Annotated in this window: 17 protein-coding genes and 1 tRNA gene; 10 read left to right on the top strand and 8 right to left on the bottom strand. The window is 69.4% G+C overall.

Annotated features, from left to right (window positions below):
• Nucleotides 1–11 precede the first annotated feature (11 nt).
• The 3 genes from K8O92_02750 (at nt 12) to K8O92_02740 (ending at nt 4673) form a co-directional block, all read left to right on the top strand.
• On the top strand, nt 12–2843 hold the full coding sequence (locus tag K8O92_02750) for a DEAD/DEAH box helicase (protein ID UAK32951.1): 2832 nt from the start codon (nt 12–14) through the stop codon (nt 2841–2843).
• Nucleotides 2840–3604: an SWIM zinc finger family protein gene (locus K8O92_02745; protein ID UAK32950.1), complete on the top strand. Its 765-nt coding sequence runs from the start codon at nt 2840–2842 to the stop codon at nt 3602–3604. Before K8O92_02750 ends, K8O92_02745 begins: the two co-directional genes overlap by 4 nt.
• Nucleotides 3605–3929: 325 nt before the next feature.
• On the top strand, nt 3930–4673 hold the full coding sequence (locus tag K8O92_02740; protein UAK35392.1) for a helical backbone metal receptor: 744 nt from the start codon (nt 3930–3932) through the stop codon (nt 4671–4673).
• Here K8O92_02740 and K8O92_02735 read toward each other — a convergent pair.
• From K8O92_02735 to K8O92_02725, 3 genes are all read right to left on the bottom strand, one after another.
• On the bottom strand, nt 4658–5095 hold the full coding sequence (locus tag K8O92_02735) for a DUF3224 domain-containing protein (GenBank protein ID UAK32949.1): 438 nt from the start codon (nt 5093–5095) through the stop codon (nt 4658–4660). The two genes, K8O92_02740 and K8O92_02735, sit on opposite strands and share 16 nt — an antisense overlap.
• Before the next feature lie 28 nt (nt 5096–5123).
• The gene (locus K8O92_02730; GenBank protein UAK32948.1) at nt 5124–6194 is read right to left on the bottom strand and encodes an amidohydrolase family protein; all 1071 of its coding nucleotides are present in this window, start codon (nt 6192–6194) and stop codon (nt 5124–5126) included.
• A 195-nt stretch (nt 6195–6389) separates the two neighbouring features.
• Nucleotides 6390–9608, bottom strand: coding sequence for a cobalamin-dependent protein (locus tag K8O92_02725; GenBank protein UAK32947.1), 3219 nt, complete (start codon nt 9606–9608; stop codon nt 6390–6392).
• A gap of 244 nt (nt 9609–9852) precedes the next feature.
• Between K8O92_02725 and K8O92_02720 the strand changes: the two genes are divergently transcribed.
• The 6 genes from K8O92_02720 to K8O92_02695 all read left to right on the top strand — a co-directional run bounded on the left by K8O92_02720 (nt 9853) and on the right by K8O92_02695 (nt 16686).
• Nucleotides 9853–10836: a DUF2157 domain-containing protein gene (locus K8O92_02720; protein ID UAK32946.1), complete on the top strand. Its 984-nt coding sequence runs from the start codon at nt 9853–9855 to the stop codon at nt 10834–10836.
• Between the two features lie 198 nt (nt 10837–11034).
• Complete coding sequence (locus tag K8O92_02715) at nt 11035–12534, top strand: CoA-acylating methylmalonate-semialdehyde dehydrogenase (GenBank protein ID UAK35391.1); 1500 nt, start codon at nt 11035–11037, stop codon at nt 12532–12534.
• Between the two features lie 3 nt (nt 12535–12537).
• Entirely contained in the window at nt 12538–13677 is a 1140-nt protein-coding gene (locus K8O92_02710; protein ID UAK32945.1) for an isobutyryl-CoA dehydrogenase, read from the top strand.
• Between the two features lie 220 nt (nt 13678–13897).
• Nucleotides 13898–14962: an enoyl-CoA hydratase/isomerase family protein gene (locus K8O92_02705; protein ID UAK32944.1), complete on the top strand. Its 1065-nt coding sequence runs from the start codon at nt 13898–13900 to the stop codon at nt 14960–14962.
• Complete coding sequence (mmsB, locus tag K8O92_02700; GenBank protein UAK32943.1) at nt 14962–15855, top strand: 3-hydroxyisobutyrate dehydrogenase; 894 nt, start codon at nt 14962–14964, stop codon at nt 15853–15855. The genes K8O92_02705 and mmsB overlap by 1 nt, the downstream gene beginning before the upstream one ends.
• A gap of 3 nt (nt 15856–15858) precedes the next feature.
• The gene (locus K8O92_02695; GenBank protein ID UAK32942.1) at nt 15859–16686 is read left to right on the top strand and encodes an enoyl-CoA hydratase; all 828 of its coding nucleotides are present in this window, start codon (nt 15859–15861) and stop codon (nt 16684–16686) included.
• A gap of 49 nt (nt 16687–16735) precedes the next feature.
• On the opposite strand, the gene K8O92_02690 is transcribed toward K8O92_02695, so the two are convergent.
• The gene (locus tag K8O92_02690; GenBank protein UAK32941.1) at nt 16736–17782 is read right to left on the bottom strand and encodes an Hsp70 family protein; all 1047 of its coding nucleotides are present in this window, start codon (nt 17780–17782) and stop codon (nt 16736–16738) included.
• A 125-nt stretch (nt 17783–17907) separates the two neighbouring features.
• A complete protein-coding gene (locus tag K8O92_02685) occupies nt 17908–18459 on the bottom strand; it encodes a MarR family transcriptional regulator (GenBank protein UAK32940.1) in 552 nt (183 codons plus the stop codon).
• Between the two features lie 113 nt (nt 18460–18572).
• Here K8O92_02685 and K8O92_02680 point away from each other — a divergent pair.
• Nucleotides 18573–18644, top strand: a tRNA-Cys gene (locus K8O92_02680).
• Nucleotides 18645–18784: 140 nt separating this feature from the next.
• On the opposite strand, the gene K8O92_02675 is transcribed toward K8O92_02680, so the two are convergent.
• The 3 genes from K8O92_02675 to K8O92_02665 are packed head-to-tail and all read right to left on the bottom strand — an operon-like array spanning nt 18785 to nt 22412.
• Complete coding sequence (locus tag K8O92_02675; GenBank protein ID UAK32939.1) at nt 18785–19837, bottom strand: ABC transporter ATP-binding protein; 1053 nt, start codon at nt 19835–19837, stop codon at nt 18785–18787.
• Nucleotides 19834–21387, bottom strand: a complete 1554-nt coding sequence (locus K8O92_02670; GenBank protein UAK32938.1) for an iron ABC transporter permease — start codon at nt 21385–21387, stop codon at nt 19834–19836. The genes K8O92_02675 and K8O92_02670 overlap by 4 nt, the downstream gene beginning before the upstream one ends.
• Nucleotides 21388–21389: 2 nt before the next feature.
• Nucleotides 21390–22412 (bottom strand): iron ABC transporter substrate-binding protein, encoded by a 1023-nt coding sequence (locus K8O92_02665; protein UAK32937.1) that lies wholly within the window; start codon nt 22410–22412, stop codon nt 21390–21392.
• Nucleotides 22413–22496: the final 84 nt, after the last annotated feature.

The following is a 22496-nucleotide window of genomic DNA, read 5'->3' as shown; positions in this document are numbered from 1 at the left end:
TGGATGGGTTGATGCTGCACGGACTGTGGTCGCCGGGATCCGGGTTGCTGCTCTGGCACGACTCGCCGGTCGCTGCCGCGTCCGCCGAGCTTCCCGATCCGCTGGGCCGCGTGCTGCGGGCGTCGAAATTCCGGCACCGGGCCGAAGTCTTGGTCGTCGCGGGCGGCGTCACCGCTACCGAGCGGGTGCGTGCGCACGCCCTGGCCCCCGTGGCGGCGGCCGAGGCCCTTCGGCAGCGGCTTCCCGCCGAGCTGGTGTCGGGCGATCTGCGTTTCCTCGCGCACGTCGCCCATGGCATCGAACGCTGGGTGCGCGCCGGGCGGGTCGTGCCGGAGCTGCGCAGGGAGGACGGGCAGTGGTGGGTGCGCTGGCGGCTGGTCGGCGGGGAGCGGCAACGTGCGTGGCTGGCCGAACTGGCGGTCGCCATGCCGCAGGCCCTGCGGGTGGCCGGGCGTCCGGGCGCGCTGCTCGACGATATGGTCACCGAACTCACCGATCCGATCGCGCGGGCGCTGGCCGACCCGCCGGGCGCGTCGCATCTGTTGCTGGCCGCGCTGGTGGGCGACACCGCGCTGGACAACGGCAGCTACCAGGTCGCGGAGGTGCTGGAGCGCTGGCGGGCCAGTCTGACCGGTGACGAGCCGGAGCTGGTGCTGCGCCTGCTGGAACCGGACGGCGAGATCGGCGTGGCCGACGATGGGGTGGCGCTGTGGCGACTGGAGGTCTGCCTGCGGGTCACCGGTGAGGCACCGAAAACGGTTGTCTTGCAGGAAGATCCGAATCTGATACGGATCGCCGTGGACAAGCTCGGCGCGGCGCAGCGCGCGTATCCGAGGCTGCGCGACCTGCCGAGCGATCCGCGCAGCCTGGATCTGCTGTTGCCCACCGAGGTGGTGCTGGACCTGGTGGCGCACGGCGCGCACGCCCTGCACGCCGCCGGAGTCCAGTTGCTGCTGCCGCGCGCGTGGAGCGTCGCCGAACCGAGTATGCGGCTGCGCGTGGACAGTGCGGTGCCCGCGGCGGAGAGCACGGTCGGTCTGCGTGGCCTGGTCTCCTACCGGTGGGAGCTCGCGCTCGGCGACATGGTGTTGACCGCGGCCGAGATGCAACGCCTGGTGCGCGGCAAATCCGATCTGGTCCAGCTGCGCGGTCAGTGGGTGCAGGCCGATCACAAGGCGCTGGCCGCGGCGGCCCGGTATGTCGCCGCGCATGCCGACGACTCCCCGGTCACCTTCGCGGACATGCTCGGCGAGATCGCGGTCTCGCGCGTGCCGCAGGTGCCGATCACCGACGTCACGGCCTCGGGGTGGGCGGCCGACCTGCTCGACCGCACGCATGAGCCGGCGGCGGTCGCCCCGCCCGTCGGCCTGAAGGCCGAGCTGCGCCCGTACCAGGAACGCGGCCTGTCCTGGCTGGTCACAATGAGCCGGATGGGGTGCGGTGGAATCCTGGCCGACGACATGGGACTCGGCAAAACCGTTCAGGTGCTCGCGTTGCTGGTACACGAGCGCGAGAACTCGTCGCCGACCGTTACGCCCGATGCTGCTGAGCCGGGCCCCACCTTGCTCGTGTGCCCGATGTCGGTGGTCGGCAACTGGCAGCGCGAGGCGGAACGCTTCGCCCCCGACCTGCGGGTGTGGGTGCACCACGGCGCGGGACGGCGGACCGGCGCCGAACTCGACGAGACGGTCGCCGCCGCGGATCTGGTGATCACCACCTACGCGCTGCTCGTCCGCGACGCCGAGGAACTCGGCAAGCAGCAGTGGAACCGCGTCGTCTTGGACGAAGCGCAGCACATCAAGAACGCCGGAACGCGGCAGGCGCGGGCGGCGCGGTCGCTGCGGGCGCGGCATCGGTTGGCGCTCACCGGCACTCCGGTGGAGAACCGGTTGGAAGAACTGCGCTCGATCATGGATTTCGCGATGCCGAAGGTGCTCGGCAGTCCACAGTCGTTCCGCGCCCGCTTCGCGGTGCCCATCGAACGAGAACGCGACCAGAACGCGATCAGCCGCCTGCGCTGGCTCACCCAGCCGTTCGTGCTGCGGCGCGTGAAGACCGACCCCACGGTGATCAGCGACCTGCCGGACAAACTCGAGATGACGGTGCGGGCCAATCTCACCGTCGAGCAGGCCGCGCTCTATCAGGCGGTGGTGGACGACATGCTGGCCAAGATCAAGGACGCCGAAGGGATGGCGCGCAAAGGCGCCGTGCTCGGTGCGCTCACCCGGCTCAAGCAGGTGTGCAACCATCCGGCGCATTTCCTGGGCGACGGGTCGGGTGTGCTGCACCGCGGGGCGCACCGCTCCGGCAAGCTCGCCCTCGTCGAAGACGTAGTGGACGCGGTGCTGGCCGACGGCGAGAAGGCTCTGCTGTTCACGCAATTCCGGGAGTTCGGGGAGCTGGTCGCGCCCTATCTGGCGGAGCGGTTCGGAGCGCAGATCCCGTTTCTGCACGGTGGCGTGCCGAAGAAGAAGCGCGACGCGATGGTCGCCGGATTCCAGGCGCCGGACGGACCGCCGCTGATGTTGTTGTCGCTCAAAGCGGGTGGCACCGGAATCAATCTCACCGCCGCCAACCACGTGATCCACTTGGACCGCTGGTGGAATCCCGCGGTGGAGAACCAGGCCACCGACCGCGCCTTCCGTATCGGTCAGCGACGCAACGTGCAGGTACGCAAGCTGGTCTGTGTGGACACGATCGAGGAGCGGATCGACGAGATGATCAACGGAAAGCGGCAACTCGCCGATCTGGCCGTCGGTGCGGGGGAGAATTGGATCACCGAACTGAGCACCGACGAACTGCGCGACCTGTTCACCCTCGGCGCGGCGGCGGTGGGTGAATGAGTTTCGTCGACTACTCCGAGTACGGAAAGAAGCTGCCGGTGCGCGGCGGAGTCACAGCACGCAGCCTGCGCGGCGGCTTCGGTCGCACCTGGTGGGGTAAGGCGCTGGTGGAAGCGGTCGAGCGGATGGCGGAGCCGGGCCGGCTGGCGCGCGGCCGCAATTACGCCAGGTCCGGCCAGGTCGTGAACTACCGGATCGAGCCGGGCGCGGTGACCGCGGAAGTTCAAGGCAGTCAACCGCGCCCGTTCACAGCGGTGTTCACTGTGCGCCCGCTGCGCGAGGACGAACTCGAGTTGCTCATCGAGACCATTCGTTCGGCTCCGGGCATGCTCGCCGAGATCGCCTCGGGCGCGTTGCCGACGGGGTTGGGGCCGCTGCTGCTGCCGAGCACGGCGGCGGACCTGGATTTCTCCTGCACCTGCCCCGACCCGGGCTGGCCGTGCAAGCACGTGGCCGCGGTCTGCTACCTGCTGGCCGAGCGACTCGACGAACGCCCGCGGGAGATCCTCACCCTGCGGGGACTCGACCTGGACACACTCATCGGCGGCATCGAGCGCGAGCCGCGATCACCCGTTTCCGACGACCCGTACGGCGAGCACGCTGCTCTGCCCGACCTGCCCGCCGTCGAATTCCGCCCGGCGCCGGAGGATCTGGATCCCGTGCTGCTGCGCAAAGCCTTGCGGATGACCTCGGCCGACGAGACGGTCGCCGCGACCGGTCTGCGTGAACTCACCGCTGTCTATCGGCTGTTCGACCGCTGACGTTGGTTGGCACCCAGCATCGAGGCTGTCGGTTACCGCCGGTCTGTCGGGGCGGGATCGATTCCGGCGGAGCGAAGGGACCGGAGACTTCCCGACGCCGGGTGCCGATATCAATTCTCCTGCCGCGCAACCCGGCACGGAACTGCCCCAGGAGCGCCTTGGCACTGCCCTTGCGCCGAACTCGGCGGTGAACCGCCGACTGCCACACAGCCCCTCTTCGTGCTCGAAAAGGGCACCGAGCAGCGCGGATGTTCTGTTATAGGCTGACAGCGTGGCAGGGAATAGTCCGTGGGCCGGATTGCCTCGCGACGACCTCGCAACTCCCGTGGACGTGCGCACACCGCCGCGCCGGGTGGTGTCGCTCGTTCCGTCACTGACCGAGGCGGTGGCACTCACCTGTCCCGAGGTCCTGGTTGCCGCCACGCGATGGTGCACGCACCCGGCCGATTTGGCGGTCGAGCGGGTTCGCGGCACGAAGAACCCTGACGTGCGGCGCATCGTCGAACTCGCTCCCGACTTGGTGCTGTGCAACAAAGAGGAGAACCGCCGCATCGATGTCGAACGCCTGCGCGCGGCGGGGATCCCGGTGTGGGTCACCGAAATAGAGACGGTCGACGACGCCATCGCCTCGCTCGCCCGGCTCTGCGTGGAAGCGCTGGGTGTCGAGGTCCCGGCGTGGCTGGCCGAGGCCGAAACCGCCTGGACGCCACCTCCCCCGGCGCCGCCTCGTGCCGCCGTGATCCCGATCTGGCGCAACCCGTGGATGGTGGTCGGGCGGGACACGTTCACCGGCGACATCGCCCATCGCCTGGGCCTGCGGCTGGTGCACGCCGATCGCCCCGATCGCTATCCGCGCGTCAGCGAGGAAGAGTTGACCGCGGGTGTCGAGTTGGCAGTGCTTCCCGACGAGCCGTACGTCTTCACCGAATCCGACGGGCCGGACGCGTTCGCGGGGATTCCGGTCGCGTTGGTGGAGGGTCGCGCTCTCACCTGGTACGGGCCGTCACTGGCGACCGCTCGCGGCACGCTCACCGCGCGACTGGCTCGCGCGGCTCAGCCGAGTTCGTAGTCGAACCAGATGCGGTGGGTGCCGTCGGCGTCCACGCTGAGCCCGCCGGTGCCCGTGATCCCCGCGAGGCCGCCGGTGCCGCTGCTGGGGACGATTGCGCAGAACTCGTTGGTCCGGTCGGAGCCGGTGGTGCTCGCGACATGCAGGAAGTTGAAGGCGCCCGAGACGCCGCCGAGGGCGCCATCGAACGACTCCATGGCCACGTAGCTGCCCACGCCGGTGGCCTGGTCGAACGCGGAGGTGAAGACCGTCGACGAGCGGCCCTCGATCCCGCCGTGGAACTGCTTGGCGATGATGGCGACGCCCACCGGTAGCGCGGTGGTGATCGTCGAATCGGGGGCCACTTCGGCCGGGACGAAGGAACTCACGGAGAAGGTGCCGGTCGCTTTCACGCGGCAGATCCTAGCCACGGGCACCGACATGATCGCCCGGCCCCGAAGTGGGACCGTCTCAGTCCGCGATCCGGTACACCCGCTGCGCGGTGGTGCGGAAGACCTGCTCGAGTTCCGCGCGCCCGCCGCCGTGGCCGGTGACAGCCGTCGCGATCGCCTCGATACTGTTCGCGATGCTGGTGACCGGCTTGTCCACGGGGAAATTCGAACCCCAGATGAGTCGGTCCGCGCCGAAGACTTCCAAGGCGTGCTCGACCAGTGGGCCGATCCGGTCGAGCAGCTGCGGCACGGGCGTCGAGGTGCCCCGCGGTGGAATCGGGTGGCCGAGGATCGGCATCATCAGCCCGCTCACCTTCGCGACCACGTTCGGGCGCGCGGCGAGTGCGGCGAGATCGTCGCGCCACCGCACCAACAGCTGCCTGCGCAGTCCGGGATTGGTGCCGGTGTGTTTGCCGACGCCGCCGAAGATCCCCGCGGGCGTGCCCAGGTGGTCCAGCACGATCGGCACCTCGGGATAGCGTTCGGCCAGCGCGGTGACGTCGGGAATGGCGTGCGAGTACACCCACGCTTCGAAGGACAGGCCGCGCTCGGCCAGGCGCGCGAATCCGTCGAGGAACTCCTTGGTGGTCAGTTTGCCGGGCGCGTCGGTGAACGACCGCACGCCGGGATCGGGATGGTGGGCGACCATGGTGCGGATGCCGCGCAGCAGCGGCGACGCGGCCGCGTGCGCGTCGAGCAACTCGGCGAACCCCGGGTCGGCCGGGTCGCCGCCTGCGAGGATCGCCCCGAGTCGTGGCGCCGTCTCCAGCGGCAGGCCTGCCACCCACGCGGTCTCCCCGGCCTTCCCGAGCGGGCCCGGCTGTGACCATTCGACCTCGATGTGCGCGACCACCTCGACCGGTGCGTTCCCCGCGTCGGCGCGGTAGTCGAACGGCAAGTAGGGCCGCAGGTAGGCGGCCGGATCACCGACGAACTGCCGGTCCCGCCGCGGTGCGAGGCGCTTCGCCGCGTCCACCGGCACCGGCAGCAGGCGGAACATCTTCGCCAGGACGCTGAAATCTCGCGGTGTGGTGAACGGATCCCACTGGTGGATGTGTGCGTCGATGATCCGAATGCCCGAGAGATCCATGTCTGCCGTCCCAACCGCGCCGAAGGTTTGCTCGGCGATTGTCACATGCCCCGCGCGCGGTGGGCTCGAAAACACCCGGAGGGGGATCGCTCGGCGAGTTCGGCCCAATCCTCGGTCGCGGGCCCCTGCCCGCGAGCGCGAGCCGGGCCACCGGGCGACGCCGTATCGGGTGCTCGAAGATACGCGAGCGACCGCTCACACATTGCGGCGGTACTGACCGCCGACGGTGAAGAACGTGTCGGTGATCTGCTGCAGCGTGCACACGCGGGCGGCGTCCATCAGGACCTCGAAGATGTTGTCGTCGGTGCGGGCGACCGCTTCGAGCCGGGCCAGGGCGGCATGGGCGGCATCGCGGTTGCGCTGCTGGAACTCGCGGACCCGCCGCAATTGGGACTGTTTCTCCGCTTCGGTGCCACGCGCCAGCTCCAGCACCCGCTGGGGCTCGTCGTGGGAGTTGCGGAAGGTGTTCACCCCGATGATCGGCAGCGAACCGTCGTGTTTGCGCTGCTCGTAGCGCATCGATTCGTCCTGGATCTTGCCGCGCTGGTAGCCGGTCTCCATCGCGCCGAGCACGCCGCCGCGTTCGCTGATCCGGTCGAACTCGGCCAGCACGGCCTCTTCGACCAGATCGGTGAGCTCGTCGACCAGGAAGCTGCCCTGGAGCGGATTCTCGTTCATCGCCACCCCCCACTCCCGGTTGATGATGAGCTGGATGGCCAGCGCGCGGCGCACCGAATCCTCGGTCGGGGTGGTGACCGCTTCGTCGTAGGCGTTGGTGTGCAGGCTGTTGCAGTTGTCGTAGATCGCGATCAGAGCTTGCAGCGTGGTGCGGATGTCGTTGAAGTTCATCTCTTGGGCGTGCAGCGACCGGCCGGAGGTCTGGATGTGGTACTTCAGCTTCTGCGACCGTTCGTTGGCGCCGTAGCGGTCGCGCATGGCGACCGCCCAGATACGGCGGGCCACCCGGCCGATCACCGAGTACTCCGGGTCCATTCCGTTGGAGAAGAAGAACGACAGGTTCGGCGCGAAGTCGTCGATGTGCATGCCGCGCGCGAGATACGCCTCCACGTAGGTGAATCCATTGGCCAGGGTGAAGGCCAGCTGGCTGATCGGGTTCGCGCCCGCCTCGGCGATGTGGTAGCCGGAGATCGACACCGAGTAGAAATTGCGGACGCCGTTGCGCACGAACCATTCCTGGATGTCGGCCATCATGCGCAGACTGAATTCGGTGGAGAAGATGCAGGTGTTCTGGCCCTGATCCTCCTTGAGGATGTCGGCCTGCACCGTGCCGCGCACCGTGGCCAGCGTCCGGGCGCGCAACTCGGATGCCTCGGCGTCGGTGGGCGGCCGCCCCTGCTCCGCCGTGAAGCGGTCCAGCGCCTGATCGATGGCGGTGTTGAGGAAGTAGGCCAGGATGGTCGGCGCGGGGCCGTTGATGGTCATCGACACCGACGTGGTGGGCGCGGCGAGATCGAAACCGTCGTAGAGCACCTTCATGTCGTCGAGCGAGGCGATCGACACCCCGGACGTGCCGACCTTTCCGTAGATGTCGGGACGCTCGGCCGGATCGTGCCCGTAGAGCGTCACCGAATCGAACGCGGTGGACAGCCTTTTCGCGTCGGAATGCTCGCTGAGCACCTTGAACCGGCGGTTGGTGCGGAACGGATCGCCTTCGCCAGCGAACATCCGCGCCGGGTCCTCGTTGTCGCGTTTGAACGCGAACACGCCCGCCGTGAACGGGAATCGCCCGGGTAGGTTCTCGGCGCGCAGGAAGCGAAGCAGTTCACGGTGATCGGTGTAACGGGGCAGGGCGACGCGCGGAATCGAGTTGCCGGACAGCGTCTCCCGGCGCAGCGGAGTGTGGATCTCCCGGTCGCGCACCCGTACTACCTGCTCGTCGCCGCGATAGGACTCGGCGAGCGCGGGCCACTCGGCCAGCAGCGCGGCGTTCGCGGGGGTCAGGTCGGCGCGGGCGCGGTCGGCCAGTTCGGCGACGGCGGTGTCGCCGGGTAGCTCGGCTGCCACTTGCTCCAGGCGTTGCAGCCGCCCCGCGGCGACGACTTGGGCGGCGGTCTCGGCGTGGTAGCCGCGCACCGTCTCGGCGATCTCGGCCAGGTAGCGCACCCGCGCGGGCGGGATGAGCTGGGCGAAGCGCGTGGACGTGCGGGTATCCACACGGGGCAGCGCGCCGGGCTCCAGTCGCAGGCCGTGGTCGGCGAGCAACCCGGTCAGGTGCTGGTAGAGCGCCGTCACCCCGTCGTCGTTGAACGTCGCCGCGCTGGTGCCGAAGACCGGCATGTCCTCCGGGGCGGCGTGGAACTCCTCCCGGTTGCGGATCAGCTGCCGGGCCACGTCGCGCAGCGCGTCCGCGGCGCCGCGGCGCTCGAACTTGTTGATCGCCACGACGTCCGCGTAGTCCAGCATGTCGATCTTCTCCAGCTGGGAGGCGGCGCCGAACTCGGGCGTCATCACGTACATCGACACGTCGACGTGGTCGGTCACCGCGGCGTCGCCCTGGCCGATGCCGGGTGTCTCCAGGATCACCAGGTCGTATCCGGCGGCCTTGCAGGCGGTCAGGATGAGGTCGATGTTGTCGGGCAGCTCCCGTCCACCGCGGGTGGCCAGCGAGCGGAAGAAGACGTGGTCGCCGTCGAGGACGTTCATCCGGATGCGGTCACCGAGCAGCGCGCCGCCCCCGCGGCGGCGGGTCGGGTCCACCGCGAGGATCGCGACCCGCGGCTTGTCCTGCTGGTCGGAACGCAGCCTGCGGACCAATTCGTCGGTGAGCGACGACTTTCCGGACCCGCCCGTACCGGTGATGCCGAGCACCGGCACGGTCCGCGCCGCCGCGGCGTCGGCCAGCTTCTGCCGGGCGGTCTCCGGCAGGGTGTTCGCTTGCAGGCAGGTGATGGCGCGAGCCAAGGCGGCGCGCTCGCCGGCGAGCACCGCGTCCGCCACCGGCGGCTCGGCCGCGAGGTCGATATCGCAGGCGCGGATCAGTTGGTTGATCATGCCCGGCAGGCCGAGTCGCTGTCCGTCCTCGGGGGAGAAGATGGTCACGCCGGATCCGGCCAGTCGCGCGATCTCCTCCGCGACGATCACGCCACCGCCGCCGCCGAAGATCCGCACGTGCCCGGCTCCGGCCTTCCGTAAGGCGTCCGCCAGGTATTCGAAGTACTCGATGTGGCCGCCCTGATAGGAGCTGACCGCGACACCCTGGACGTCCTCGGTGAGCACGGCGTCGACGACCTCGGTGACCGAGCGGTTGTGGCCCAGGTGGATCACTTCGGCGCCCTGGCTCTGCAGGATGCGGCGCATGATGTTGATCGCCGCGTCGTGCCCGTCGAACAGGGCCGCCGAGGTGACGAAGCGAACGGGATGAGTGGGTGCGTAGAGCGCGCTGCTGTCGGCCACGGGATTCCTCCGGGGATTCCATTGTCGCCCGATACTAGGACGTCAAACTAATCGTACGGTGACTGTGATCACATCGCCAGCGGCGCGGACGGCCGTGGCACTTCGGTTGCCGGTCGTGCGACGTGCGCGCGCCTGCGTCGTATCGCCCGGCGGTAGCTCGAACATCCGACCGGCGTGCGGGTTCGCCCATGCGCGCCGAGGGCGATTGTGTTGTCCGGGCGGCCGACTCGGACATACTGGGCGCATGGCGAGCGACGACAGGACGAGGACCGCGGTAGGGCGGCTGGTCGCCGAGGGCGTGCTGACTCGGGACCAGGCCGATGCCGTGGTCGCGGCGCTCGCCGCCGAGCAGGCGGCGGCGGCCGCGCGCGGAAAGGTGCTCGCCGAGATCGCGGCCTACGTCGGCGCCGGCCTGTTGTTCGGAGGGATCTTCCTGGTGGCGGCCTCGTCCTGGGATGATCTCGGGCGGCCGGTCCGGGTGGGCGTGCTCGCCGTCGTGGCGGCGGGCCTGCTCCTGGGAGGCGTTCTGCTCACGGGGTTGTCGTCCAGCCGCGCGAGCGCGAACAGTGCGCGCGCCAGGCTGGCGGCCGTGCTCTTCGCGCTGGGCGCCGTCGCGCTCGCCGGGTCTGTCGGCACGGCGCTCGAGGGTGGACAATCCGACGCCGCCTGGGTTTTCGCGTGCGCGGCGGGAGCGGTGATCGCGGTACTCGGTTACCTCGCGCTGCCCTCGGTCGTGGGACTGCTCGTTTGCGCCTGCTTCGTGCCCGCGGCCGTCGCGGGGGTCCTGACCGAGCTGATCGGTCTCGATGACATCTGGGGCAGCGCGGCGGTGTTGTTGCTCGGTGCCGCGTGGTTCGCGTTGACGCGGATGGGCGCCGTGGTCGACATCCGGGTCGGATACCTGGTCGCGATCGTCACTTCGGTCGCCGCCGCGCAGAGTCTCGAGATCGATGGCCGGACCTCGGCCTACTGGACGACAGCGCTGGTGGCGCTGGTCTGCTTCGCGCTGTACGCGACCCAGCGGACGGCGGTGCTGGTTCTCGGGGGCGGTGCGGCCATCGCGCTGGCGGCAGGTCAGGCGGTCTCGGATTGGACCGACGACTCGCTCGGCGCGGCGGCGGTGGTCGTCGCGATCGGCGCGATCACGCTCGCTTCGGGCGCGTTCCGCCTCGCACGACCGCGGCGGGCACAGGGCGACGATCCGGCTGTTCCGCTATCGAAGGCATAGCCCGCGAGCGACATGGATTGCCGCGCGCGGCCGCCGAATGGGCGGGGGAATGGCTCGGCGTGTCGGACCAGGCCGGCCGTGGAGGCGTGGGATGAATCACATCACGCTCGCGGCTGTACGAATACTTGGACATCCAACTATAGGATGACCTCATACCGCTTCAGCGGTGTCCCGATCGGCTACGAGAACAGGACTGGCATGGTTCGCGAACTCACCCATTTCATCGGCGGACAGCATGTGCCGGGCAAGTCCGGCAACTTCGGCGACGTCTTCGATCCCAACCTCGGTCAGGTGCAGGCGCGGGTGCCGCTGGCGAGCAAATCCGAGGTCGAGGCGGTGATCGCGAACGCCGAGGCGGCGCAGCCGGTGTGGGCCGCGTTCAACCCGCAGAAGCGGGCGCGCGTACTGATGAAGTTCCTGACCCTGGTGCAGTACGAGATGGATTCGCTGGCCGCCCTGCTGTCCTCCGAGCACGGCAAGACCATCCCCGACGCGAAGGGTGACATCCAGCGCGGCCTGGAGGTCATCGAATTCGCCACCGGCATCCCGCACCTGCTCAAGGGCGAGTACACCGAGGGCGCGGGCACCGGCATCGACGTGTACTCGATGCGCCAGCCGCTCGGCGTGGTCGCGGGCATCACCCCGTTCAACTTTCCGGCCATGATCCCGCTGTGGAAGGCCGGTCCCGCGCTGGCCACCGGCAACGCGTTCGTGCTCAAGCCCTCCGAGCGCGACCCCTCGGTGCCGCTGCGGCTGGCCGAGCTGTTCCTCGAGGCGGGTCTGCCCGCCGGTGTGTTCAACGTGGTCAACGGCGACAAGGAAGCCGTCGACACACTGCTGCACGATCCGCGCGTCAAGGCCGTCGGCTTCGTCGGTTCGACGCCCATCGCGCAGTACATCTACGAGACCGCGACCGCCAACGGCAAGCGCGCCCAGTGCTTCGGCGGCGCGAAGAACCACGCGATCGTCATGCCGGACGCCGACCTCGACGACGTCGCCGACCAGCTGATCGGCGCGGGCTACGGTTCGGCGGGCGAGCGCTGCATGGCGATCTCGGTGGCCGTCCCGGTCGGCGAGGAGACCGCCGACCGCCTGGTGGCGAAGCTGACCGAGCGGGTGCACAAGCTCAACGTCGGCCGTTCCGACGACCCCGGCGCCGACTACGGGCCGCTGGTCGGCCAGGACGGCGTGAACCGGGTGAACAACTACGTCCAGATCGGCATCGATGAGGGGGCCGAGCTGGTGGTGGACGGCCGCGGCCTGGTCGTGGAAGGCGCAGAGGACGGCTACTTCGTCGGCGCGACGCTGTTCGACAAGGTGACGCCGCAGATGCGGATCTATCGCGAGGAGATCTTCGGCCCGGTGCTCAGCGTGGTGCGCGCCAAGGACTACGAAGAGGGTTTGCGGCTGGCCAACGAGCACGAGTACGGCAACGGCGTCGCGATCTTCACCCGCGACGGCGACACCGCCCGCGACTTCGCCGCGCGCGTGCAGGTCGGCATGGTCGGCATCAACGTGCCGATCCCGGTGCCGATCGCCTACTACACCTTCGGCGGCTGGAAGCGTTCCGGCTTCGGCGACCTGAACCAGCACGGCCCGGATTCCATCCGCTTCTACACCAAGACCAAGACGGTGACGCAGCGCTGGCCTTCCGGCCTGAAGGAGAGCAACGCCTTCGTCATCCCGACGATGGACTGAGCGATGTTCACACTCGACGATGACGAGAAGGCGATCCGCGACACCGCGCGCGGCTTCGCCGACGAATTCCTCGCCCCGAACGCGCTGGAATGGGACGAGCAGAAGCATTTCCCCGTGGACGTGCTGCGCAAGGCGGGCCCGCTCGGCCTCGGCGGCATCTACGTGCGCGAGGACGTGGGCGGTTCGGGGCTGCGCAGGCTCGACGCCGTGCGCATCTTCGAGCAACTGGCCACCGGCTGCCCGGCCATCGCCGCCTACATCTCCATCCACAACATGGCGACGTGGATGATCGACCGCTACGGCGACGACGACCAGCGCAACCGCTGGCTGCCGCGGCTGACCGCGATGGAACTGCTGTCCAGCTACGCGCTGACCGAGCCGGGTGTCGGCTCCGACGCGGCGGCATTGAGCACCAGGGCCGTCCGCGACGGCGACGACTACGTCTTCAACGGCGTCAAGCAGTTCATCTCCGGAGCCGGCGCCACCGATGTCTACGTCGTCATGGCGCGGACCGGTGACGCGGGGGCGCGCGGGATCTCGGCGTTCATCGTGCCCGCCGACACGCCCGGCGTCTCCGTGGGGGCCAACGAGAAGAAGATGGGCTGGAACGCGCAACCGACCCGTCAGGTGATCTTCTCCGACGCGTGCATCCCGGCGGCCAACCGGCTCGGCGCGGAGGGCGACGGTTTCCGCATCGCGATGAACGGCCTCAACGGCGGCAGGCTCAACATCGCCGCGTGCTCGGTCGGCGGCGCGCAGGCGGCGCTGGACAAGACGGTGCCCTACCTCGCCGAGCGCAACGCGTTCGGCAAACCGCTGCTGCGCAATCAGGCGCTGCAATTCGAACTCGCCGATATGCGAACGGAATTGGAGGCCGCCCGCACGCTGCTGTGGCGCGCCGCGTCGGCGCTGGACGCCGACGCGCCGGACAAGGTGGAGCTGTGCGCGATGGCGAAGCGCTTCGCCACCGACGCGGGTTTCGAGGTGGCCAACAAGGCCCTGCAACTGCACGGCGGCTACGGCTACCTGTCGGAGTACGGCTTGGAGAAGATCGTCCGGGATCTGCGCGTGCACCAGATCCTCGAGGGCACCAACGAAATCATGCGGGTAGTTGTCGCCCGCGCACTGGTAGGAGCGGCATGAGCGGTCAGGCCCGGAGGCGGCAGCGCAGCGTGACCACGCAGGGCCCCGCTCGTGCCGCCGGAAGTTACGGCATGAGCGGTCAGGCCCGGAGGCGGCAGCGCAGCGTGACCACGCAGGGCCCCGCTCGTGCCGCCGGAAGTTACGGCATGAGCGGTCAGGCCTGGAGGCGGCAGCGCAGCGTGACCACGCAGGGCCCCGCTCGTGCGAGAAAGGACACAGCATGAGCGAACCAGAGATTTTGCTCGAACAGCGCGACGGGCTCGGCCTGATCACGCTGAACCGGCCCAAGGCCATCAACGCGCTGAATCATTCGATGGCCCTTGCCATCACCGACGCGCTGCGCACGTGGGCCGACGACGACGCGGTGCGCACCGTGGTCGTCACCGGCGCGGGTGAGCGCGGCCTGTGCGCGGGCGGCGACATCGTCGCCATTCACGCCGACGCGAAAAGCGGTGCCACCACCGCGGATTCGGCGACCGGACGGTTCTGGCGCGACGAGTACGTCCTCAACGCCCTGATCGGCCGCTACCCGAAGCCCTACGTGGTGATCATGGACGGCATCGTGATGGGCGGCGGCGTCGGGCTTTCCGGGCACGGCAGCCACCGCATCGTCACCGAGCGGTCGAAGATCGGCATGCCCGAGGTCGGCATCGGCTTCGTCCCGGACGTCGGCGGCACCTACCTGCTCGCCCGCACCCCGGGTGAGATCGGCACGCACGTGGCGCTGACCACCGCGCGCATGAACGCGGGGGACGCCATCGCGGCGGGCTTCGCGGACTACTTCGTCGCCTCCGATGATCTGCCCGCGCTGCTGGAGACGCTGCGCTCGGAGAGCGCCGACATCGCGATCGCCAAGTTCGCCACGGACGCACCGGAATCGGAGTTGGTGGCCGGGCAGGGCTGGATCGACGCCTGCTATCGCGCCGACTCCGTCGAGGAGATCGTGGCTCGGCTCCAGGCGCACGAAGCCGCGCGGGCACAGGCGGCGGCCGCCGAGATCCTGGCGAAATCGCCGGTCGCGTTGAAGGTCACGTTGCGCTCGCTACGATCGGCGCGCACCGCGCCGAGCCTGGAGGCGGTGCTGAACGAGGAGTACCGGGTGTCCATCGCGGCGCTGGCCTCGCACGATCTGGTCGAGGGCATCCGCGCCCAGGTCATCGACAAGGACCGCGACCCGCGGTGGTCGCCCGCGACCCTGGAGGCGGTCACGGACGCGCAGGTGGACGCATACTTCGCCGAGTTGGGCGATCGAGAGCTGGGTCTGGTGACCCGGGAGGTGTCGTGATGAGCAAGCGAATCGGTTTCCTCGGCCTCGGCCACATGGGCGGGCCGATGGCGGCCAACCTGGTGCGGGCGGGCTACGAGGTGCTCGCCTTCGACCCGGTGCCCGCGGCGCGGGAGCAGGCCGAGCGGGACGGCGCGATCGTGGTCGGCTCGGCCACCGAGGCCGCCGCCGCCGACACCGTGATCACCATGCTGCCCAACGGCAAACTCGTCCTCGACGTGTACGCCGAGCTGCTCCCGGTCGCCGCGCCGGGCACGCTGTTCGTCGACTGCTCCACCATCGACGTGGCCGATGCCAAGGCCGCGGCCGAACGCGCCACCGCCGCGGGCCACCGTGCGCTGGACGCCCCGGTTTCCGGCGGCGTGGCGGGCGCGGCGGCGGGCACGCTGACCTTCATGGTCGGCGGCGCCGCCGAGGACTTCGCCGACGCGCTCGGAGTGCTCGAGGTGATGGGCGGCAAGGTCGTGCACTGCGGCGGCTCCGGTGTCGGGCAGGCGGCGAAGATCTGCAACAACATGCTGCTCGGCATCTCGATGATCGCGCTGTCGGAGTCGCTGGTGCTGGGTGAGAAGCTGGGGCTGAGTCATCAGTCGTTCTTCGACGTGGTCTCCACCGCCTCCGGCCAGAGCTGGGCGCTGACCAGCTATTGCCCGGTACCCGGCCCGGTACCGGCCAGTCCCGCCAACAACGACTACCAGCCCGGTTTCGCAACGGCGCTGATGTCGAAAGACCTGGGTCTGGCCGCGAACGCACTGCGTGAGAACAACGTCGACGGGCAGCTCGGTCTGCTCGCCGCCGCGATCTACGACCGCTTCAACCAGACGGATGCCGGACGGGACTTCTCGGCTATCGTCACCGATATCCGTAACCGTTCCGACCAAGAGGGTGCATGAGGGATGAACGCATCGCAGAGCGATTCCGTGGGGGGCGACGGCCGGGCGACGGGCGGGCGTGAGTTCGAGACGATTCTGCTGGAACGCAAGGGCCGGGTCGGCTGGATCACGCTGAACCGCCCGAAGGCGCTGAACGCACTGAACGCACAGGTCCTCGATGACGTCATCGCCGCGCTCGACGAGCTCGAGCACGACGACGAGATCGGGGCCATCGTGATCACCGGCTCGGAGCGGGCTTTCGCGGCGGGCGCCGACATCAAGGAGATGCAGCCCAAGTCGTACATGGACATGTTCATGGACGACTTCTTCGCCCGCTGGGATCGGCTGGCGCAGTTCCGCAAGCCCACCATCGCCGCCGTCGCGGGCTACGCGCTGGGTGGCGGCTGTGAGCTGGCCATGATCTGCGACATCCTGATCGCGGCCGACACCGCGAAGTTCGGGCAGCCGGAAATCAAACTGGGCGTCATCCCCGGCATCGGCGGCTCGCAGCGCCTGACCCGCGCGATCGGCAAGGCCAAGGCCATGGACCTGGTGCTCACCGGCCGCAACATGGATGCCGAGGAGGCCGAGCGGGCGGGGCTGGTCTCGCGCATCGTGCCCGCCGCGCAACTGCTCGACACCGCCCTGGAGGCCGCCGAGACCATCGCGTCGATGTCGCTGCCGGTCGCGATGATCGCCAAGGAGGCGGTGAACCGCTCGTTCGAGACGACCCTCGCCGAGGGCCTGCGATTCGAACGCCGGGTCTTCCACTCGCTGTTTGCGATCGAGGACCAGAAGGAAGGCATGAGCGCCTTCGTCGAGAAGCGTCCCGCGAAGTTCACCAACCGCTGACGTCGGTACCGCCCGGCCGATCCGTTCGGCCGGGCGCACCCGTCGCGGGTCAGCCGAAGGGCCCCGGTGTGGGCGCGACGATCTGCGCGGGCGTGGACACCCTGTCTCCTTCCGGCGGGGGTGCGTCCTTCTCCGTGGCGAGCAGGCCTGCGATGGTGGCTCCGAGCGCGACGGTGACCGCGGCCGCCGCGAAGAGCTTGCGCCGGTCGACGGTGACCGGGACCAGCGTGGCTCCGGCTCGCATCCGCGCCATCCGGACGTCGCCGCCCCGTCGTTCGGCGGCCAGCAGCAAGGCGCCGCGCGCGGAGACGAAGTCGGGTTCGGGGTCGTAGATGACCGGCAGGTCGATCAGTTCGGTGAGTTCGGCGCGAATATCGGGGTTTCGGGTGCAGCCGCCGAGCAGCACGAGAGCCTCCGGTCGCACGCCGGTCTCGTCGATGATCTGGCGCACGAACGACGCGGAGTGGTGGATGCCCGCCGCGCACAGCTCGGCCAGGTCGCTTCGGGTGACGACGGCCCGTTCTCCGGTGTCGTTGTCGATCGCGGTGACCACCCTGGCCTCGCTCAGTTCTTCCCGGTGCCGCCGAATGGCCTGCGTGTCGGCCAGTACGCCGTCGCGGGCCAGCCGCCATCGCAACAACGCGTCGTAGCCGTCGCCACCGAGTACTGTGCTGCGCTTGCTGGACAGGATCGTGTCGGTGCGGCAATCGGCATGGGTGATGGTCAGCCCCGAGCTGCCGAGGTCGTAGAGGATCACCGAGCCGCTGTCCGGAAGCCGGCCGGTGAAGCGCAGATAGCGCAGCTGGGCGAGCGGTTCGTCGACGATGGTCACGCCGCGTCCGCCCACGCCGGCGCGGATGGCGTCGGCGTGCAGCGGACAGCGGCAGGTCACCGCCGTTCCCGAGATCAGCTCGTCGCGCCGGTCGGCGGCGCCGTTCATCCGGCGGATCGCCTGGAAGACCGGTTCCTCGACACCACCGCCGGCTCGTCGCGGCACTTCGCAGCGATCGATCGGGGGTAGGTGTGGCTGATCGGAGTGTGTCAGCATCGCGTGGGCGCCGCCAGCGCCCGCCGATACCCCCAAGACCAGCACCATGGTTTACATGGTGGACCCTTTCCCCTCCGCTGCCAAGACGGCATGCCAGGCAATTCGCCGGTGGTGTGCCCGGAGGTCACCGCATGCTCCGCTCGATCGAGTATGCGACCGACCGGTACGTCGAATCACTCTGGGGCCGTTGCCGACCAGCGCGCTGTTCCCTCCGCCGTGTCGAAGTCGCCCGCTGCGTGTCGGAATTCGGCGAGCAATTGCAGGAGAGTATGCAGCCGTTCCGGCGCGAGCCCGGGCCGCGCGAAGACTTTCGCGTTGAGTTCCTCGGTCGCCTTCGCCACCAATTCCCGCCCGGCGTCGGTGATCTCGATCAGGGTGGCGCGCCGGTCGCTGGGATGCGGTACGCGCTCGACGAGCTGCGCCGCCTCCAGCCGATCCACGGTGTTGGTCACGCTGGTGGGGTGCACCTGCAACCGCGCGCTGGCCTTCGCCATCGGCAACGCCCCGGTCTTGCTGAAACTGAGCAGCCTGAGCAGTTCGTAGCGGGAGAAGGTCAATCCGGTGGGTTTGAGCGCCTCGTCCACCCGCGCCATCACGATCTGCTGCGCCCGCACCAGCGACGTCACCGCGGCCATGCCGTCGGCGACATCGCCCCAGCCGTGGCCGACCCACTGACGGTGGGCCTCCTCGATCGGGTCGTTCGGAAGCGGGCGTGGCCGAGACATGTCCCGATCATTCCATGTCGCCGCACGCGGACGGGGACATCCGACCAGGCTTCGGATCACGGTGAGCGTAACGCTGGGCAGGGCGAACCGCCGCGGGCACTATCTAGAGCGAGGCGGGCGTGGCTGAGTGGTTCAGGCAACGGTCTGCAAAGCCGTTTACGCGGGTTCAATTCCCGCCGCTCGCTCCGGATGTCCTCGGTGTTCGGCTCGGTACACGTCACCGCCGAGCCGAACACTTCGAGGCGTACTGGTCCGGCCGGCGCGTGGTCTGATTGGAGCGGACGTGATGCCGCCAGGGATGCATCTGTGCCGACGGTGTCTTCGATCAGTCTTTCTTTGCCGGCTCGGCGTACGCCACTGCCGAGCCGAGCACTTCCAGGCGCACGCGCCGGCCGACGGCCGGGGCGTCGACGCTGGCCCGGCGCACGTGGACCGGGGTGGCGGCGCCGTCCAGATCGATCGACAGGATCACGTCGGCGCCGCGGAACTCGACGGCGCGGACCCGGCCGCTGTCCGGCTGTCCTTCCGAAACAGGCTGGGCCACGATCTGTTCCGGCCGCATCATGATGGTCACCGTCCCGGTCGGGGCATCGCGCTGCACCGGGATCCGCCCCAGCGCGCACTTGGCCACGCCGGCTTCGACCACCGCTTCCAGTAGTACGCAGTCGCCGAGGAATCGGGCGGTGAACAGGTCCTTCGGCGTGGCGTAGACCTCCTGGGGCTTTCCCACCTGGGTGAAGCGTCCCTCGCGCATCACCGCGACCTGCTCGGCGAAACTCAGCGCCTCCTCCTGGTCGTGGGTCACCAGGATGCTGGTCATGCCCGCTTCGCGCAGCGTCTCGGCCACGGCCTGCCTGGTCGTCGCGCGCAGGCCCGCGTCGAGCGCGCTGAACGGCTCGTCCAGCAGCATCACCGACGGCTTGCGCGCCAGCGCGCGGGCCAGGGCGACGCGCTGCTGCTGGCCGCCGGAGAGCTGATGCGGCCGCCGGTCGGCGTAGGACGCGTCGAGCGACACCATCTCCAGCAGTTCGTGCACCCGCCCGCGGCTGCGGCGGCGCGGGCCGGGCAGTCCGTAGGCGATGTTCTGGCCGACGGTCAGGTGCGGGAACAGCGCCCCGTCCTGGGCGACGTAGCCGACGTTGCGGCGCTGCGGCGGCACCGCGACGCGCTCGCCGACGACGGTCTGCGCTCCGATCGACACCGAACCCGCGTCCGGCGACTCGAATCCGGCGATCACCCGCAGCAGAGTGGTCTTGCCGCACCCGGACGCCCCGACCACGGCGGTCGCCGTGTGGTCCGGCACGTCGAGGGTGATCCCGTCGAGAACCCGGGTGTGGCCGAACGTCTTCGACACATCGGTGACGGCGACGCGACTCATATCCCGGCCGCCTTCCGCGAGTTGGTGAACAGCAGGTACGTGACCGGCACGGCGGTGACGATCATGATCAGGGCGTACGGTGCGGCGGCCGCGTAGTCCAATTCACCGGACAGGCCCCAGAACCGCATCGCCAGCGTGCGAGTGCCGTTGGGCGCCAGCAGCAGCGTCGCGGTGAGTTCGGTCGCCACGGCGACGAACACCAGCGCGGCGGCGGCGGCCGCGGCGGGCGCGGTCAGCCGCAGCGTGACGAGGAAGAACGTCGCCGGGCCCGACTTACCCAGCGACCGGGAAGCCTCCTCCAGACCGACCGGCACCTGGGCGAGCCCGGCGCGCACACCGACCAGCGCGCGGGGAAGGAACAACAGCAGATAGGCGGCGATCACCATGCCCACCGTCTGATAGAGCGCGGGCGTCCATCGGATGGTCACGGTCACCATGGCCAGTGCGATCACGATGCCGGGCAACGAACTGGTGATGTAGTTGGCGCCCTCGACCAGCCGGGCGAACGTCGAGGTGGAACGCACCGCGATCCACGCGACCGGGAACGCGCACAGGGTGGTGAGCAGCGCGGCGACGGCCGCGAGGCCGACCGTCTGCCCGAGCGCGTCGCCGATGTCGGTGAGATCCCACACCGCCGCTCCGCCGATGCGCAACCAGCGCCCGATGGTCCACAGCGGCACGCCGAGGGCGCCCGCCGTCACGGCGACGAGCGCGACCAGCACCGGCAACGTGCCGAGCCCCAATCGGATCCGGGGGGCGGCGCGCGGCGCACCGCCGCCGATCCGGGCGTAGCGGGCCCGGCCGCGCAGCCCGGCCTCGGCCCCGAGTAGTGCCAGGCAGCACAGCACGAGCACACCGGCGAGCATGCTGCCCGCCGGACCGGCGAAGCTGGACTGGTACTGCTCGAAGATGGCCGTGGTGAACGTGTCGAACCGGATCATCACGAAGGCGCCGTACTCGGCGAGCAGATGCAGCGCGATGAGCAACCCGCCACCGAGGACGGCCAAGCGCAACTGCGGCAGCACGACCCGCGCGAACACCGCGACCGGCCCCGAGCCCAGCGCTCGCGCCGACTCCTCCACCGCCGGGTCCAAGCGGCGCAGCGTGGCGGCCGCGGGCAGGTAGGCCAGCGGGAAGTAGGACATCGTGGAGATCACCACGCCGGCCCACAGGCCGTGCATGGTCGGGAAGACGCTGACCCAGGCGTAGCTGTTGACGAAGGCGGGCACCGCGAGCGGCGCCGCGAAAACCGGCCCCCACCACGACTTCCCCGGAACGTCGGTGCGCTCGACCACCCAGGCCAGCCCGACCCCGAGCGCCACACAGACCGGTACAGTGCACACCACCAGGGCCGCCGTATTGCCCAGCAACTCACCGACTCTCGGCCGGAACACCAGCTCGGCCGCCTGATCGAGGCCGGTGGACCAGACCGTCGAAACGATGTATCCCAGCGGCACGAACGTCGCCGCCACCAGCAACAGCGCGATCCCCGTGACCACCGGCCCTGGCCTGCCGATCCGGGGCGCGGCGACAACGGTCCGGAGTGTCACGGTTACAGCAGACCCGCTTCGGTCATCAGCGCCGAGACCTTCTTCGAATCGAGCTTCGACGGATCGATCGCGGGAGCCTGCAACTCGGCCAGCGGCGGCAGAGCCGGGTTCGCGGCCACGCCGCCGGCGACGGGGTATTCCATCGACGTGCCGTCGCGCAGCACCTCTTGCCCGGCCTTGCCCACGATGAACGCCAGGAACCTCTGCGCCGCCTCCTGCTTCTTGCTCGCCTTCAGCACGCCGCCGCCGGAGACGCTGACGAACGCCCCGGGGTCCTGGTTCTTGAAGTAGTGCAAGGCGGTATCGGCGCTGCTCTCCTTCGTCTTCGCCTGGTCGCGGTACCAGTAGTAGTGGTAGATGACGCCGCCGTCCGGGCCGCCGGAGTTGACCGCCTTCATGGTGGCGACATTGTTCGGGAAGGGTGTCGCGTTCTCCTTCATGCCCTTCAGCCAGGCACGAGTGACGTCCTCACCCTTCTGCGCGAGCAGAGCGGCCACGATCGCCTGGAAGTCGGCGCCGGACACGCCCGCGCCCCAGCGGCCCTTCCACTGCGGTTGTGCCAGATCGAGCAGCGAGGCAGGCAGCTGTCCGGGCTGGACCTTGTTCTTGTTGTAGACGAAAACCGTTGAGCGCGCTGCCACGCCGGTCCATTTGCCGGTGGACGGGCGGAACTGCGCGGGCACCTGGTCCAGGGTCTTCGCGTCCACGTCGGCGAACAGGCCCGCGTTCTCCACCAGCGCCATGGCGGGCGAGTTCTCGGTGAGGAAGACGTCGGCGGGGGACGCCGCGCCCTCGGCCACCAGTTGATTGCCCAGTGCCGTGTCGCCGCCCTGGCGCAAGGTCACCTTGATGCCGGTTTCCTTGGTGAACGCGTCGGCCCACTCCTTGGTGAGCGATTCGTGCTGCGCGTTGTAGACGGTGATCTCGTTCGCGTCGCCGGAGGAATCGGAGCAAGCCGTGAGGCCGAGGGCTGTCAGCATGAGGGCCGATGCGGCGGCAATCGTCTTCCATCTGACCGACTTCATTCTCGTCCTTCCGACCGCGTCCCTCGTGCATGCTGAGGCTTGCCTAACGAAGATACCGCGTCTTACGTGCGCAAACGTTCCCGG

It is taken from the genome of Nocardia asteroides, assembly GCA_019930625.1.
Classification (GTDB): domain Bacteria; phylum Actinomycetota; class Actinomycetes; order Mycobacteriales; family Mycobacteriaceae; genus Nocardia; species Nocardia sputi.
Note: the sequence above shows the minus strand (reverse complement) of the source record. Positions and strands in the feature narration are given on the sequence as shown.

Bases quoted from the DNA above. Each gene is read 5' to 3' on its own strand.
- K8O92_02665 (UAK32937.1), bottom strand. From the start codon at position 22,412: ATGAAGTCGGTCAGATGGAAGACGATTGCCGCCGCATCGGCCCTCATG.
- K8O92_02735 (UAK32949.1), bottom strand. From the start codon at position 5,095: ATGTCGGTGCCCGTGGCTAGGATCTGCCGCGTGAAAGCGACCGGCACC.
- K8O92_02705 (UAK32944.1), top strand. From the start codon at position 13,898: ATGAGCGAACCAGAGATTTTGCTCGAACAGCGCGACGGGCTCGGCCTG.
- K8O92_02695 (UAK32942.1), top strand. From the start codon at position 15,859: ATGAACGCATCGCAGAGCGATTCCGTGGGGGGCGACGGCCGGGCGACG.
- mmsB (UAK32943.1), top strand. From the start codon at position 14,962: ATGAGCAAGCGAATCGGTTTCCTCGGCCTCGGCCACATGGGCGGGCCG.
- K8O92_02715 (UAK35391.1), top strand. From the start codon at position 11,035: ATGGTTCGCGAACTCACCCATTTCATCGGCGGACAGCATGTGCCGGGC.
- K8O92_02750 (UAK32951.1), top strand. From the start codon at position 12: ATGCTGCACGGACTGTGGTCGCCGGGATCCGGGTTGCTGCTCTGGCAC.
- K8O92_02685 (UAK32940.1), bottom strand. From the start codon at position 18,459: ATGTCTCGGCCACGCCCGCTTCCGAACGACCCGATCGAGGAGGCCCAC.
- K8O92_02720 (UAK32946.1), top strand. From the start codon at position 9,853: ATGGCGAGCGACGACAGGACGAGGACCGCGGTAGGGCGGCTGGTCGCC.
- K8O92_02710 (UAK32945.1), top strand. From the start codon at position 12,538: ATGTTCACACTCGACGATGACGAGAAGGCGATCCGCGACACCGCGCGC.
- K8O92_02675 (UAK32939.1), bottom strand. From the start codon at position 19,837: ATGAGTCGCGTCGCCGTCACCGATGTGTCGAAGACGTTCGGCCACACC.
- K8O92_02690 (UAK32941.1), bottom strand. From the start codon at position 17,782: ATGGTGCTGGTCTTGGGGGTATCGGCGGGCGCTGGCGGCGCCCACGCG.
- K8O92_02730 (UAK32948.1), bottom strand. From the start codon at position 6,194: ATGGATCTCTCGGGCATTCGGATCATCGACGCACACATCCACCAGTGG.
- K8O92_02745 (UAK32950.1), top strand. From the start codon at position 2,840: ATGAGTTTCGTCGACTACTCCGAGTACGGAAAGAAGCTGCCGGTGCGC.